Here is a 417-nt window from a genome sequence, read left to right as displayed (position 1 = left end):
AGCCAGCTGCCGGTGTGCGCCGCCATGGCATTCGGCAGCACGGTCTGCTTGTAGACGATCTTCCGGCGCGGGAAGCCGATCCGGACCGACTTGGTGGTGTGCGTGCTGCCGTCCGGCGCTTTGGTGTCCATCTCCATCACCTGCAGGCCCGGCTCGTCCTCGACCAGGTGCAGCGACGCCACGTGCGGCAGCCGCTCGGGCCACAGATCGGCGCGGTACAGATAGTCGTACACCGCCTCGGCGGTGCCCCGGATCCGCACGGTGTCGTCGAAGGTGAACAGGAGCTCGTCGAGGTCGGCGAGCTCGGCGGCGGTCTTGAGGCCGGCCAGCTCGGCACCGCTGTTGAGGTCCACCACCGACTCGATCCAGCCGGTCTTGGCCTCGTCGCCCCCAATCGCCGCGAAGTCGTGGCCCAGC

The 417-nt window shown here is 69.1% G+C and carries 1 protein-coding gene; it reads right to left on the bottom strand.

Features of this window, described 5'->3' with window-relative positions:
- The coding region (locus EAD98_RS30795) for an SRPBCC family protein (RefSeq protein ID WP_255421203.1) at nucleotides 1-417 on the bottom strand (417 nt) is incomplete at both ends.

Source organism: Micromonospora sp. CV4 (assembly GCF_003667455.1).
Lineage (GTDB): Bacteria > Actinomycetota > Actinomycetes > Mycobacteriales > Micromonosporaceae > Micromonospora.
This window is presented reverse-complemented; position numbering and strand designations above follow the sequence as displayed.